Annotated in this window: 12 protein-coding genes; 2 read left to right on the forward strand and 10 right to left on the reverse strand. The window is 70.6% G+C overall.

Annotated features, from left to right (window positions below):
* Window positions 1-236: 236 nt before the first annotated feature.
* Entirely contained in the window at window positions 237-1,499 is a 1,263-nt protein-coding gene (hisS, locus tag ACY34K_RS30880) for a histidine--tRNA ligase (protein WP_462753019.1), read from the reverse strand.
* Window positions 1,500-1,511: 12 nt separating this feature from the next.
* Window positions 1,512-2,219: an MBL fold metallo-hydrolase gene (locus tag ACY34K_RS30885; protein ID WP_462753021.1), complete on the reverse strand. Its 708-nt coding sequence runs from the start codon at window positions 2,217-2,219 to the stop codon at window positions 1,512-1,514.
* A 140-nt stretch (window positions 2,220-2,359) separates the two neighbouring features.
* Here ACY34K_RS30885 and ACY34K_RS30890 point away from each other — a divergent pair, with 140 nt between their 5' ends.
* Both ACY34K_RS30890 and ACY34K_RS30895 read left to right on the forward strand, forming a co-directional pair.
* Entirely contained in the window at window positions 2,360-3,151 is a 792-nt protein-coding gene (locus tag ACY34K_RS30890) for a peptidylprolyl isomerase (protein ID WP_462753022.1), read from the forward strand.
* Window positions 3,152-3,325: 174 nt separating this feature from the next.
* Window positions 3,326-4,555: a DUF349 domain-containing protein gene (locus ACY34K_RS30895; RefSeq protein ID WP_462753024.1), complete on the forward strand. Its 1,230-nt coding sequence runs from the start codon at window positions 3,326-3,328 to the stop codon at window positions 4,553-4,555.
* Between the two features lie 90 nt (window positions 4,556-4,645).
* On the opposite strand, the gene ACY34K_RS30900 is transcribed toward ACY34K_RS30895, so the two are convergent.
* From ACY34K_RS30900 to ruvC, 8 genes are all read right to left on the reverse strand, one after another.
* Window positions 4,646-7,120 carry a RelA/SpoT family protein gene (locus tag ACY34K_RS30900; RefSeq protein ID WP_462753026.1) on the reverse strand — a complete coding sequence of 825 codons (2,475 nt, stop codon included), beginning with the start codon at window positions 7,118-7,120 and terminating at the stop codon, window positions 4,646-4,648.
* 178 nt (window positions 7,121-7,298) lie between these two features.
* Window positions 7,299-7,841, reverse strand: coding sequence for an adenine phosphoribosyltransferase (locus tag ACY34K_RS30905; RefSeq protein WP_462753028.1), 543 nt, complete (start codon window positions 7,839-7,841; stop codon window positions 7,299-7,301).
* Window positions 7,838-8,941, reverse strand: a complete 1,104-nt coding sequence (secF, locus tag ACY34K_RS30910; protein WP_462753030.1) for a protein translocase subunit SecF — start codon at window positions 8,939-8,941, stop codon at window positions 7,838-7,840. Before secF ends, ACY34K_RS30905 begins: the two co-directional genes overlap by 4 nt.
* A 1-nt stretch (window position 8,942) precedes the next feature.
* A complete protein-coding gene (gene secD / locus ACY34K_RS30915) occupies window positions 8,943-10,709 on the reverse strand; it encodes a protein translocase subunit SecD (RefSeq protein ID WP_462753032.1) in 1,767 nt (588 codons plus the stop codon).
* A gap of 144 nt (window positions 10,710-10,853) precedes the next feature.
* Entirely contained in the window at window positions 10,854-11,333 is a 480-nt protein-coding gene (gene yajC / locus ACY34K_RS30920) for a preprotein translocase subunit YajC (RefSeq protein ID WP_462753034.1), read from the reverse strand.
* A gap of 163 nt (window positions 11,334-11,496) precedes the next feature.
* Window positions 11,497-12,576: a Holliday junction branch migration DNA helicase RuvB gene (gene ruvB, locus ACY34K_RS30925; RefSeq protein WP_462753036.1), complete on the reverse strand. Its 1,080-nt coding sequence runs from the start codon at window positions 12,574-12,576 to the stop codon at window positions 11,497-11,499.
* A 20-nt stretch (window positions 12,577-12,596) separates the two neighbouring features.
* Complete coding sequence (gene ruvA, locus ACY34K_RS30930) at window positions 12,597-13,214, reverse strand: Holliday junction branch migration protein RuvA (protein ID WP_462753038.1); 618 nt, start codon at window positions 13,212-13,214, stop codon at window positions 12,597-12,599.
* Window positions 13,211-13,741 carry a crossover junction endodeoxyribonuclease RuvC gene (gene ruvC, locus ACY34K_RS30935; RefSeq protein ID WP_462753040.1) on the reverse strand — a complete coding sequence of 177 codons (531 nt, stop codon included), beginning with the start codon at window positions 13,739-13,741 and terminating at the stop codon, window positions 13,211-13,213. The genes ruvA and ruvC overlap by 4 nt, the downstream gene beginning before the upstream one ends.
* Between the last annotated feature and the right edge of the window lie 100 nt (window positions 13,742-13,841).

The raw sequence follows: 13,841 nt of genomic DNA on the forward strand, positions 1-13,841 counted from the left end.
GCTCGCGCCCGTCGTGCCGCGTTCCGTTGACGTGTCGTCCACCGCTGCTGTCGTCGTCATATCGCCGTTCCGTCGATCGGGAGCTGGGCAGGGATCATTCTGCCGCACGCCGGGCCGTGTCCGCCGTTCGATGGATATAAGGAAACGGGACGAGCGGGAGGCGGGGCCGGGTGGTCCCGGCCCCGCCTCCCGCTCGTCTTCACGCCCCTGGGGGCCTCGCGTCTGCGCGCCGGCGGTCAGGCCTGCCTGTCGCGCAGGGTCGCCACGAGCCCCTCCAGCGCGACCGGCTCCTGCTCACCGGACTCCATGTCCTTGAGCTGGACCCGGCCCTCGGCGAGGTCGCGCTCGCCGGCGATGATCGCGTACCGCGCACCGGACCGGTTGGCGTTCTTCATGGCGCCCTTCAGCCCCTTCCCGCCGTACGCGAAGTCCGTCGCCACACCGGCCTTGCGCAGCTCGGTGACGACGCCGAACAGGACCCGTCGGGCCTCCTCGCCGAGCGGCACCGCGTACACGCTGGTGGCCGCCGGGATGTCGAGGGTGATGCCCTCGGCCTCCAGCGCCAGCACCGTGCGGTCCACGCCGAGCGCCCAGCCGACGGACGGCAGCGCGGGGCCGCCGATCATCTCGGACAGGCCGTCGTAGCGCCCGCCGCCACCCACCGCGGACTGCGAGCCGAGGCCGTCGTGGACGAACTCGAAGGTCGTACGCGTGTAGTAGTCCAGGCCGCGCACCAGTTTCGGGTCGTCCTCGAAGACCACGCCGGCCGCCGTGATCAGCTCGCGGACCTCCTCGTGGTACGTCTTGCAGGCGTCGCAGAGGTAGTCCCGCAGCAGCGGGGCGTCCCCGAGCTGCTTCTGGACCGACTCGCGCTTGTCGTCGAGGACACGGAGCGGGTTGATCTCGGCGCGGCGGCGCGTGTCCTCGTCGATGTCCAGGCCGCGCAGGAAGTCCTGCAGCACGCCCCGGTAGACCGGGCGGCACTCCTTGTCGCCCAGGCTGTTCAGCAGGATGCGGAAGTTACTCAGGCCCAGGGAGCGGTACGACTGGTCGGCGAGGATGATCAGCTCGGCGTCCAGCGCCGGGTCCTCCGCGCCGATCGCCTCCGCGCCGACCTGGGAGAAGTGCCTGTAGCGGCCCTTCTGGGGGCGCTCGTAGCGGTACTGCGAGCCCGAGTACCAGACCTTGACCGGCAGGTTGCCGGTCTTGTGCAGGTTCGCCTCCAGGACGGCTCGCAGTACGGGAGCCGTGGTCTCCGGACGCAGGGCCAGCTTGTCGCCGCCCTTGGTCTCGAAGACGTACATCTCCTTCGTCACGATGTCGGTGGACTCACCGACACCGCGCGCGAACAGCTCCACGTTCTCGAAGCCGGGGGTTTCGATGTAGCCGTAGCCGGAGTTGCGCAGGGGCGCGGCGATGGCCTCACGGACGGCCAGGAACTTGGCGCTCTCCGGCGGCAGCAGGTCGTACGTGCCCTTGGGGGCCTGGAAGGTACTCACGGGAGTCTCTCGTCACATTCCTCGTCGGGGAGCGTTCGCGCTCCCGAGGCCGGCGGCCACGTCCCGCAGATAGGGGTTGGTGACGCGCTCACGGCCGATGGTCGTCTGGGGGCCGTGGCCGGACAGCACCACGGTCGAGTCGTCGAGCGGCAGGCACACGCGGGCCAGCGAGTCGAGCATCTCGGCCATGTCACCGCCTGGCAGGTCGGTGCGTCCGACGGAGCCGGCGAACAGCAGGTCGCCCGAGAAGAAGACCGGCGGGATGTCCGCGGCCTCGGGCAGGCTGAAGGTCACCGACCCCTTGGTATGGCCGGGCGCGTGCGACACGGTCAGCTCCAGGCCCGCCAGCTTCAGCGCGGCTCCGTCGGTGAGCTCGTGCACGTCGTCCGGCTCCCCGACGGTCAGCTCGCCCATGAGCGGCATCCCGATGGAGCGGCCGAGGGCCTTCTCCGGGTCGCTCATCATGTACCGGTCGGAGGGGTGGATCCACGCGGGTACGTCATGGGCGCCGCAGACCGGGACGACGGAGGCGACGTGGTCGATGTGGCCATGGGTGAGCACGACCGCCACGGGCTTGAGCCGATGCTTCTTGAGCGTCTCCTCGACTCCCTGGGCGGCCTGGTGGCCCGGGTCGATGATGACGCACTCCTCGCCCGCGGCGGGGGCGACCAGATAGCAATTGGTCCCCCAGGCCCCGGCGGGGAACCCGGCAATGAGCACGATCGTCCTTAAGAAGTCGTCCGGCGGAAGAATGCAGCAGATCAGAGCCTACCGGCGCTGCTCATTCCACAGCCAACCCGTATACGGTACGGGCACACTCGGCCAGGACAGGAACAGACGACCGACAGGGAGAGAACGCGGTGGTCAGCAGCGATCAGCGACGGCGGCAGCTCGCCAGGGAGAAGTTCGAGCGGCAGCAGAGGCGCCGTGAGGAGGCCCGCCAGAAGGCCAAGCGGCGCAATTCCATCATCGCCGCCGCTCTCGCCGTGGTGCTGGCCGCCGGCGCCGCGGCGTACGCGTCCGTGGGTCTTTCCGACGGGGACGACAAGAGCGACTCCGCCGCCACGGCCCCGGACGGCTCTCCGGAGCCCTCGGAGAGCGAGAGCTCGTCGCCCGAGCCGGCGATGGCCGTCGACAAGAAGGCCAAGTACACGATGGCCCTGAAGACGAACCACGGTGATGTCACGATCGCCATGGACGCGGCGAAGACACCGCACACGGTGAACTCGTTCAAGCACCTCGCGGACAAGAAGTACTTCGACGGCACCAAGTGCCATCGGCTCACCACCGAGGGAATCTTCGTCCTCCAGTGCGGTGACCCGAAGGGTGACGGCACCGGCGGCCCCGGCTACAACATCCCGGACGAGAACCTGACCGCGCTGGGCAAGCCGGGTGCGGACGGCTCGGTGACGTTCCCGGCCGGGACCGTGGCCATGGCCAACACCATGCAGCCGAACACCGGCGGCAGCCAGTTCTTCCTGGTGTACAAGGACACGAAGCTGCCGCCGCAGTTCACCCCCTTCGGCACGATGGACGCGGCCGGTCTCAAGGTCGTCCAGGACGTGGCCAAGGGCGGCGTCGCGGGCGGCGCCAAGGACGGCGCGCCCAAGAAGCCCGTCACCGTCGAGAAGGCCACCGTCAGCAAGGTGTGAACCACTGAATTTCGGTCGGCTTCGGTGCGGACAGCCGGGCGGCCGGTCGCCTAGATTGGCGTTGTGCAGCGCGGGCTGGATTCGCGTTGTGGAGGGCGGGCGAGGCCCGTCGGAAAACTGTGGACGATGCCCGGGGGGCCAACCCCCTCGCCGGCATCATGTGGAGGAGGCGCTGTGAGCAGCGACCCGTGGGGCCGCGTCGACGAGACGGGCACCGTGTACGTGCGTACAGCCGACGGCGAGAAGGTCGTCGGATCGTGGCAGGCCGGCACTCCCGAGGAGGCCCTGGCCTACTTCGAGCGCAAGTACGAGGGCTTGGTCGTCGAAATCGGCCTCCTCGAGAAGCGGGTGAAGACCACCGACCTGTCGGCCAAGGACGCGATGGCCGCGGTCGATCACATCCGCCACCAGGTCGACGAGCACCACGCCGTCGGCGACCTCGACGCGCTCCGCAAGCGGCTCGACGCGCTCGTGGCGACCGTCGAGGCCCGGCGCGAGGAGCGCAAGGCCCAGAAGGCCAAGCAGACGGACGAGGCGCGGCACGCCAAGGAGGCGCTGGTCGCCGAGGCCGAGGAGCTGGCACAGAGTGAGCAGTGGCGCGCCGCGGGCGAGCGGCTGCGGGCGCTGGTGGACACCTGGAAGGGCCTGCCCCGGCTCGACCGGAAGTCCGACGACGAGCTGTGGCACCGCTTCTCGCACGCCCGGTCGGCCTTCTCCAAGCGGCGCAAGGCGCACTTCGCGTCGCTGGACGCGCAGCGCGAGGAGGCCCGCAAGATCAAGGAGAGGCTGGTCGCCGAGGCCGAGGCGCTCTCCGGTTCGACCGACTGGGGTGTGACGGCCGCCCGGTACCGCGAGCTGATGGCGGAGTGGAAGGCAGCGGGCCGTGCTCAGCGCGAGCACGAGGACGACCTGTGGAACCGCTTCCGGGGTGCGCAGGACATCTTCTTCGCGGCACGCGGCGAGGTCTTCGCGGAGCGTGACGCGGAGCAGGCCGAGAACCTCAAGCTGAAGGAGGAGCTCGCGGTCGAGGCCGAGAAGCTGGTGCCGGTGACGGACCTGAAGGCCGCCCGGTCCGCCTTCCGCGCGATCAACGAGCGCTGGGAGGGCATCGGGCACGTGCCGCGTGACGCCCGCTCGAAGGTCGAGGGCCGTATGCACGCCGTGGAGCGGGCGATCCAGGAGGCCGAGGAGGCCGAGTGGCGCCGTACGAACCCGGAGGCACGCGCGCGTGCGGCGGGTCTCACGGGCCAGCTGCAGGACGCGGTCGACAAGCTGCAGAAGCAGATCGACGCGGCCCGGGCGGCGGGCAACGACGCCAAGGCCGACAAGCTCGCCCGCGAGCTGGAGGGCCGCCAGGCGCTGCTGGACCAGGCGCTGAAGGGCCTGCAGGAGTTCGGCGGCTGACGCCGGCGCTCCTTTGTGGCGAACGCCCGGGGGCCCCGGTGCGCGGAATCCGCGCACCGGGGCCCCCGGGCTTTTCCGGCTTCGGGGCCGCTACGGCCTGCGCGCCGAGGTGACCCGGTAGACGTCGTACACGCCCTCCACGCCCCGGACGGCCTTCAGGACGTGGCCCAGGTGCTTGGGGTCGCCCATCTCGAAGGTGAACCGTGAGGTGGCCACCCGGTCGCGGGAGGTCTGGACGGCCGCGGAGAGGATGTTGACGTGCTGGTCGGACAGGACGCGGGTGACGTCCGAGAGGAGCCGTGAGCGGTCGAGGGCCTCGACCTGGATGGCGACCAGGAAGACCGAGGACTGGGTGGGCGCCCATTCGACGTCGAGGATCCGCTCGGGCTGCTGGGAGAGCGAGTCGACGTTGACGCAGTCGGCGCGGTGAACCGATACGCCACTGCCGCGGGTGACGAAGCCGATGATCGGGTCGCCGGGCACGGGCGTACAGCAACGGGCGAGCTTGACCCACACGTCCTCGACGCCCTTGACCACCACACCCGGGTCGGCCTTGGCGCGGCGCTTGCCGCGGCCCCGGGAGGGCGGGGCGGACTCGGCGATGTCCTCGCTGGCCGCCTCCTCGCCGCCGAGGGCCTGCACCAGCTTCTGCACCACACCCTGGGCGGCGACATGGCCCTCGCCGATCGCGGCGTACAGCGACGAGATGTCCGGGTAGCGCATCTCGTGCGCCAGGGTGACGAGCGAGTCGCCCGTCAGGATCCGCTGGATGGGCAGATTCTGCTTGCGCATCGCGCGCGCGATGGCGTCCTTGCCCTGCTCGATCGCCTCGTCGCGGCGCTCCTTGGAGAACCAGGCGCGGATCTTGTTGCGGGCGCGGGGCGACTTGACGAAGCCGAGCCAGTCGCGAGACGGGCCGGCGCCGGCGGCCTTGGAGGTGAAGACCTCCACCAGGTCGCCGTTGTCGAGGGTGGATTCGAGCGGAACGAGCCGTCCGTTGACCCGCGCCCCTATGGTGCGGTGGCCGACCTCGGTGTGGACGGCGTAGGCGAAGTCGACGGGGGTGGCGCCCGCGGGCAGCGCTATGACGTCGCCCTTGGGGGTGAAGACGAAGACCTCGTTGCGGGAGAGGTCGAAGCGCAGGGACTCCAGGAACTCGCTGGGGTCCTCGGTCTCCTTCTGCCAGTCCAGCAACTGGCGCAGCCACGCCATGTCGTTGATGTGGTCGTCCTTGCCGGCCTTCTTCGGCACGTCGGTGCGCACCTTGGAGGCGCCGGCGACGGCCTCCTGCTTGTACTTCCAGTGCGCGGCGATGCCGTACTCGGCGCGGCGGTGCATGTCGAAGGTGCGGATCTGCAGTTCGACCGGCTTGCCGTTGGGTCCGATGACCGTCGTGTGCAGCGACTGGTACATGTTGAACTTCGGCATCGCGATGTAGTCCTTGAACCGGCCGGGGACCGGGTTCCATCGCGCGTGGACGGTGCCGAGGGCGGCGTAGCAGTCGCGGACCGTGTCGACGAGGACGCGGATGCCCACCAGGTCGTAGATCTCCGCGAAGTCACGGCCGCGGACGATCATCTTCTGGTAAACGCTGTAGTAGTGCTTCGGCCGGCCGGTGACCGTGGCCTTGATACGGGCGGCCCGCAGATCGGCCTGGACCTCGTCGGTCACTATGGCGAGGTACTCGTCCCGCTTGGGGGCGCGCTCGGCGACGAGGCGGACGATCTCGTCGTACATCTTGGGGTACAGGATGGCGAAGGCGAGGTCCTCCAGCTCCCACTTGATGGTGTTCATGCCCAGCCGGTGCGCCAGCGGGGCGTAGATCTCGAGGGTCTCGCGGGCCTTCTTCTCCTGCTTCTCCCGCTTGAGGTAGCGCATGGTGCGCATGTTGTGCAGGCGGTCGGCGAGCTTGATGACCAGGACGCGCGGGTCCTTCGCCATGGCGACGACCATCTTGCGGACGGTCTCGGCCTGCGCGGCCTCGCCGAACTTGACCTTGTCGAGCTTGGTGACGCCGTCCACGAGGAGGGCGACCTGGTCTCCGAAGTCCTTGCGGAGGGTGTCCAGGCCGTACTCGGTGTCCTCGACCGTGTCGTGCAGCAGGCCGGCCATCAGGGTCGCCGGATCCATGCCCAGCTCGGCGAGGATGGTGGTGACGGCGAGCGGATGCGTGATGTACGGGTCGCCGCTCTTGCGCTTCTGGCCGCGGTGCCAGCGCTCGGCGACCTGGTAGGCGCGCTCGATCTGGCGCAGCGTCGCCGTCTCGATCTTCGGATCGTTGCTCCGGACTATGCGCAGCAGCGGTTCCAGCACCGGGTTGTACGGCGACGAGCGCTGCACTCCGAGCCGGGCGAGACGGGCGCGCACGCGGTTGGAGGAGCCACCGGAGCGGGTGGCGGACGGCGGCGTGGGCTTGGGTGCCGAGACGGGGGCCGGGCCGGCCGCACGCTGCGGGGCCGCGGGCTTGGGCTCGGCCTTCTCGGGGGGCGTGGCTGGGGGCGCCGCGGCCTTTTCGGCCTTCTTGTCGGGCTTCGCGGCGGAGAGTGGCTGGGCCTCGTCTGGCAAGAGCGCTCCTCGTGCGGGTCCGGGTCCCCCGGTCAGGCCCGGAATCCCATGGTACTGACCCCGGGCGCCCCGCTCGCCCCGGGACTGGGACACGCAACAACGCGGGACGGGCATCCGGTGTTCCCGGATGCCCGTCCCATGGCTGTTCCGCCCGGCGGATCGGCCGGATCCGCCCCGGTCAGACGGTGATCAGCGCCTCCAGCGGAGCACCCCGCAGGGCGGGCTCCAGCCGGGCCCGTCCGCCGAGGAAGCCGAGCTCCATGAGCACGGCGACTCCCGCGACCTCGGCGCCGGCCCGCCGGATCAGCTCCAGCGAGGCCTCGGCGGTGCCACCGGTGGCGAGGACGTCGTCGATGACCATGACGCGGTCACCGGGCAGCAGGTCCTCGGCGTGCACCTCGATCTCGGCCGTGCCGTACTCCAGCTCGTACGCCTGGCTCAGGGTCGCGCCGGGCAGCTTGCCCGCCTTGCGCACGGGCACGAAGCCCAGTTGCGCCGTGACGGCCACCGGTGCGGCCAGGATGAAGCCGCGCGCCTCCAGACCGACGATCTTCGTCGCGCCGTGCCGTACGCACGCCTCGGCCAGCGCGCCGGTGAGCGCGCCGAAGGCGGCCGGGTCGGCGAGCAGCGGGGTGATGTCCTTGAACATCACTCCCGGCTTCGGATAGTCGGCGACGTCCCGGATACGGCTGAGCAGGAGCTCCTGCGTACTGACCGTCATCGCCGCTTCCCCCGGCCGCGGGTGGACGGGCGGCGCTGGCCGACGACCGCACCGGCAGTGGCGGTGTCGTCCGCCACGGCGTCCTGCGGCTCGTCGGTGCCGTCGCCGAACTCCGCCGGCTCGCCCTTGGCGGCGGCCTGGGCGCGCTTGGCCAGGACGCGCTTGCGCAGCGCCTTCATCTGCGGCTCGCGCTCCTTGAGGTCGGCGACGAGCGGCGTGGCGATGAAGATCGACGAGTACGCACCGGCGGCGAGACCGACGAAGAGCGACAGCGAGATGTCGTTCAGCATGCCGGCGCCGAGGAAGCCGCCACCGATGAACAGCAGGCCGGCGACCGGGAGCAGCGCCACCACGGTGGTGTTGATCGACCGGACCAGCGTGCCGTTGATGGAGCGGTTGGCGATCTCGCTGTACGTCCAGCGCGTCTGTTTGGTGATGTCCTTCGTGCCCTCCTTGAGGGAGTCGAAGACGACCACCGTGTCGTACAGCGAGTAACCGAGGATGGTCAGCAGACCGATCACGGTGCCCGGGGTGACCTCGAAGCCGACCAGCGCGTAGATACCGACCGTGATGGTGATGTCGTGGATCAGCGCGATGAGGGCGGCGAGCGCCATGCGCCATTCGAAGGCGATCGCGAGGTAGATCACCACCAGGATCATGAAGACCCCGAGGCCGGTCCAGGCCTTGTTGGCGATCTGCTCGCCCCAGCTGGGTCCGACCAGCTCGGCGGGGATGCTGTTCGCCGGGATGTTCAGTTCCTGGGCGATCTTGCTCTGGACCTCGGCGGCCTGCTTGGTGTCCAGGCTGCTGACCTGGATACGCATACCGCCGGTGCCGAGCTCCTGGACGATCGCGTCATGGCCGGCCGCGTCCTCGGCGATCCGCTCGGCCTGGGAGGCCGAGACCGAGGTCTTGGGCGTGGTGAAGACGGCGCCGCCCTTGAACTCGATGCCCATGTTGAGGCCGCGCACCGCCAGGCCCACGATGGCTGTGATGGTGATCAGGATGGAGATGCCGTACCAGATCTTCCGCTTTCCGACGAAGTCGTAGCCGACCTCGCCGCGGTACAGCCGGGCGCCGAGATTGCCGAGCTTGGACATCTCACGCCTCCTTCGGGTCGATGGGGGCGGAGACGCGGCGGGAGCGGCGCAGCGGCGGCTTGGCGCCGAGTCGCTTCGGGTCCAGGCCGGACCAGGGGTGTCCGCTCGCGAAGAACGTGGTGCGGGCGAAGAGCGTCATCAGCGGCTTGGTGAAGAGGAACACCACGACCACGTCGAGCAGGGTGGTCAGGCCGAGCGTGAACGCGAAGCCCTGGACCTTGCCGACGGTCACGATGAACAGCACCGCGGCGGCGAGGAACGACACGAAGTCGGAGACCAGGATGGTGCGGCGGGCACGGGGCCAGGCGCGCTCGACGGCCGGGCGCAGCGTGCGGCCCTCGCGGATCTCGTCGCGGATGCGCTCGAAGTACACGATGAACGAGTCCGCGGTGATACCGATGGCCACGATCGCACCGCAGACGGCCGGCAGGTTCAGCGCGAAGCCGATGGCCGGGCCGAGCAGCGCCATGATCGTGTACGTCATGATCGCCGAGGCGAGGAGGCTGAGCAGCGCGATCAGGGCCAGGCCGCGGTAGTACACGACCAGGTAGACGACGACCAGGGCGAGACCGATCGCACCCGCGATCAGACCGGCCTTCAGCTGCTCACCGCCGAGCGCGGCGGTGACGGTCGTGACGCTCTGCTCCTCGAAGGTGAGCGGCAGCGCACCGTAGGACAGGATGTTGCCGAGGTCCTGGGCGGACTGCTGGTCGAAGTTGCCGGAGATCTCGGCGCTGGCGCCGAGCGTCTGGTTCACCTGCGGGGCCGAGACGACCTCGCCGTCCAGGACGATGGCGAACTGGTTCTGCGGCGGCGCCTGCTGCGACAGCTTGCTGGTGATCTTCTGGAACTTCTTGGTGCCGGCCTCGGTGAAGTCCATCGTGACGATCCACCGGCCGCGCTGCTGGTCCAGCACGCCCTTGGCGTCGTCGACGTCCCTGCCGTCGACCTCGGCCGGGCCGAGGATGTACTTCTCCCAGATCTTGGGGGCGCTCTCGCCGCAGGCGACGGTGGGCTCGGACGGCTTGACGCCGTTGCCGGCGTTGGCCCGCTGCTTGGGGTCGGCGCAGTTCAGGGCGGCGAACTGCTTCTGCAGCTCGGCCGTGGCGGCGTCGGGGGCGGGCGGCACCGGAGCCTTGGGCGTCTCGGAGGCCTTCGGCGAGGCGGAGCCGCTCGGCGTCGGGGCCTTCTTCAGGCCGTCGGTGACGGCGCGGCCCTGGGTGGTGGCGCTCGGCGACGGCGAGCCGGCCTTCTCCTTGTCGTCCTCGGCCTTGTCCCCGCCCGCGCCGGACGCGGACGCCTTCGGGGACGGGCTGCCGGACGGCGACGGGCTGCCGGAGGGCGTGGGCACCGGCTCGCTGCCGGCGACCGTCAGAACCGGGCGGAAGTACAGCTGAGCGGTCGTGCCGACCTGCTGCCGGGCCTGTTCCGAGTTCGTCCCCTTGGGGATGTTGACGATGATGTTCTCGCGGCCCTGGGTCTGAACCTCGGACTCGGAGACACCCAGACCATTGACACGGCGCTCGATGATGCCGACCGCGGTGTTCATGTTGGTCTCGTTGACGGCGTCCTCCTGGCCGGCCTCGGCCTTCGCCTTCAACGTGATCGTCGTACCGCCGGCGAGGTCGATGCCCAGGCGAGGGGTGACCTGCTTGGACGCGAACATCCCGGCGGTGAGCGCGACCATGGCGATCAGGAACAACGCGAGGACACGCCCCGGCTTGCCCTGGCCCCCCGACGGCCCTCTGCCCTTCTTCGGTGCTGCCACCTTGTCGATTCTCCCTGTCCAACCGCCCCGCGCCGGGTGTGCGCGGGGCGGCCACGAAGTGGTGTGGGGACCTTCCCCCGCAGATGTGGACACGATCCGGGGACCGCGGGGGCGCCGGTGGGCTCCCGCGATCCCCGTGCGTGACTACTTCGCGTCGGCCTCGCCGTCGGCCTTGCCGTCCTTCGGCTCGGCGTCCTTGGTCTCGGCCTCGCCGGCCTCGGCCTTCTTGGAGAGGTTCGGCTTGGAGTCGGCGGCGGCGTCCTCGACGTCGGCGTCACCGGCCGGCTCGGTCAGCGACGACGCGTCGTCCGGCACGACGGGAGTGTCGGACTTGAGGTCGCCGTCGCCGTGGACGATGCGGTTGTACTCCGCGTCCTCGAGGACGGCGCCGACCGCGTTCTTGGCGTAGACGGCGTGGACGCCCGGGGCAACCTCGAGGAGGACCGTGTCGTCGCCGACCTCCTTGACGGTGGCGTACATCCCCCCGATCGTGCGTACGCCGGTGCCGGGCTGCATCTGGTTCCGCATTTCCATCGCCTGCTGCTGCTTCTTCTTGGCAGAGCGGGTCATCAGGAACATGGCCCCGATGAGGACGATGAACGGGAGGAGGGTCACGATACTCACGGGACGGAAATCCTTCGCACGGTCGCGGGGAGCCGCGGCCTGATCTTCGGGGGTGGGTACGCCGACCGAAGGGTCGGCATCGGCGGAGTCTAGGCGAGTCCGCATCGATGGAACAACGCCCAGCATGGCACCGTGGTTCCTGCCCCGGCGACTGACGTCGCCGTCACGCCCCGAACAACCCCTGTTGTCCGCTTCCCGGGGCCGCTGCCTGCGGCGGTACGAGTCCCAGGTGCGCCCATGCCGCGGGCGTGGCGACCCGGCCACGGGGCGTGCGGGCGAGCAGTCCCTCCCGGACGAGGAACGGCTCGGCGACCTCCTCGACCGTCTCCCGCTCCTCGCCCACGGCGACCGCCAGGGTCGACAGACCGACCGGTCCACCGCCGAACAGTTTGAGCAGGGCCTCCAGCACGGCCCGGTCCAGCCGGTCGAGACCGCGGCCGTCCACCTCGTACACCCCGAGGGCGGTCGCGGCGATCTCGCGGGTGATCAGCCCGTCGGCCCTGACCTGGGCGTAGTCGCGGACCCGGCGCAGCAGACGGTTGGCGATACGAGGCGTGCCGCGGGAGCGGCCGGCGATCTCGGCGGCGCCGTCGGCCTCGATACCGACGTCGAGGAGCTGGGCCGAGCGGTGGATGACCCGCTCCAGCTCGGCCGGGGCGTAGAACTCCATGTGGGCGGTGAAGCCGAAGCGGTCGCGCAGCGGGGGCGGCAGCAGCCCGGCCCGGGTGGTGGCGCCGACCAGGGTGAAGGGCGGCAGTTCCAGCGGGATGGCGGTCGCGCCCGGGCCCTTGCCCACGATGACGTCGACGCGGAAGTCCTCCATCGCCATGTAGAGCATTTCCTCGGCGGGCCGGGACATCCGGTGGATCTCGTCGAGGAAGAGGACCTCTCCCTCCTGGAGGGAGGAGAGGATCGCGGCGAGGTCGCCGGCGTGCTGGATGGCGGGGCCGGAGGTGATGCGGATGGGGGCGCCCATCTCGGCCGCGATGATCATGGAGAGGGTGGTCTTGCCCAGACCGGGGGCGCCGGACAGCAGGACGTGGTCGGCGGTGGCGCCGCGGGCCCGGGCGGCCTTGAGGACCAGGTCGAGCTGTTCGCGCACCCGCTCCTGGCCGACGAATTCGTCCAGCGACTTGGGGCGCAGGGCCGCTTCGACGGCCTGGTCCTCGCCGTCGGCGGACGCGCCGACGAGCCGGTCGGCGGCGGTGTCGTCGCTCGGGTGTGCGGTGTCGTCCCAGTTCACGGTGGAAGTGCCTCGCGGTCTCAGCGGGTGCGGTTCAGGGTCTGGAGGGCTGCCTTGAGGAGCCCGCCGATCGGCGGCTCGCCGTCCGCGGCCTCGGCCTGCGGGGTGACGGCGGTGACGGCCTCGTCCGCCTCACGCGTGGCGTACCCGAGGCCGATGAGCGCGGCGTGCAGCTGGTCGCGCCAGGAGGCGGCGGACGCCGCGGCGGCGCCCTGCCTGCCGATGTGGGCGCCGACCGGTTCGCCGAGCCGGTCCTTCAGTTCCAGCAGCAGCTTCTGGGCGCCCTTCTTGCCGATGCCGGGGACCGCGGTCAGCGCCTTCTCGTCGCCGGAGGCGACCGCGAGGCGCAGGGCGTCGGGGGTGTGCACGGCGAGCATGGCCTGGGCGAGGCGCGGTCCGACGCCGCTCGCGGTCTGGAGCAGTTCGAAGACCTGCCGTTCGTCGTCGTCGGCGAAGCCGTACAGCGTCAGCGAGTCCTCCCTCACCACCAACGAGGTGGCGAGCCTGGCCTCCTGACCGACCCTCAGCGCGGAGAGGGTGTGGGGTGTGCAGTGGACGGCCATGCCGACGCCGCCGACCTCGATGACGGCCGTGGTGGGGGCGAGCGCGGCGACCGGGCCGCTCACAAAGGCGATCATGACGTACGGCCTTTCGATGCGTGCAGGGCGACGGCCTGCTGGAGCCGGTTCTGCGCGGGGGCGCGCCAGATGTGGCAGATGGCGAGGGCCAGCGCGTCGGCGGCGTCGGCCGGTTTCGGCGGGGCGTCCAGCCGCAGGAGGCGGGTGACCATGGCGCCCACCTGGGCCTTGTCGGCCCGGCCGCTGCCGGTGACGGCGGCCTTGACCTCACTGGGGGTGTGCAGCGCGACGGGCAGCCCGCGCCGGGCGGCGCAGAGCATGGCCACGGCGCTGGCCTGGGCGGTGCCCATGACCGTGCGGACGTTGTGCTGGCTGAACACCCGCTCGACGGCGACGGATTCCGGCCGGAACTCGTCGAGCCACTCCTCTATTCCGCGCTCGACGAGGACGAGGCGCTCGGCGGTCTGCGCGTCGGCCGGCGTGCGGACCACGCCGACTCCGAGCATCGTCAGGGGACGGCCTGCGACGCCCTCGACGACGCCGACGCCGCACCGCGTCAGCCCCGGGTCCACCCCCAGTACGCGCACGCCACCCCTCCTTCGTTCAGCTGTTCAGCCACTGCTGGTGCAGGCTAGCCGGTGCCACTGACAACGCGACGGGCCGACGGGGGTGTGTTCCCGTCGGCCC

This window comes from Streptomyces sp. STAM6, from assembly GCF_054963715.1.

Excerpts from the sequence above, each read along its gene's own strand:
- secF (WP_462753030.1), bottom strand. The coding sequence starts at position 8,941 with ATGTCCAAGCTCGGCAATCTCGGCGCCCGGCTGTACCGCGGCGAGGTC.
- ruvA (WP_462753038.1), bottom strand. The coding sequence starts at position 13,214 with ATGATCGCCTTTGTGAGCGGCCCGGTCGCCGCGCTCGCCCCCACCACG.
- ACY34K_RS30905 (WP_462753028.1), bottom strand. The coding sequence starts at position 7,841 with ATGACGGTCAGTACGCAGGAGCTCCTGCTCAGCCGTATCCGGGACGTC.